1 pseudogene is annotated in these 248 nt (G+C 56.5%); it reads left to right on the forward strand.

Annotation, left to right across the window (positions count from 1 at the left end):
- A pseudogene (locus tag H8L32_RS27490) lies at positions 1-248 on the forward strand (LacI family transcriptional regulator); the annotation flags it as partial.

The raw sequence follows: 248 nt of genomic DNA on the forward strand, positions 1-248 counted from the left end.
TAGCCCATGGTCGCACGCAGACCGACAAACCCTATGCCTGGTTTGACTATGACAATGCAAATGGCATACGCCTGGCAGTGCAACACTTGCTGGCGCTTGGTCACCAGCGTATCAGCCTCATCAGTGCCGGCCTGGATATTGATACCCGTTACCTGATACAGGATGCGCTCGACAGACGCAGTGGCCACCTGGCAGTACAGCAGCTATTGAACTGCACGCCCCGGCCCAGTGCCATCATCGTCGATAAC

The sequence above is a fragment of the Undibacterium hunanense genome, assembly GCF_014284335.1.
Classification (GTDB): Bacteria; Pseudomonadota; Gammaproteobacteria; order Burkholderiales; family Burkholderiaceae_D; genus Undibacterium; species Undibacterium hunanense.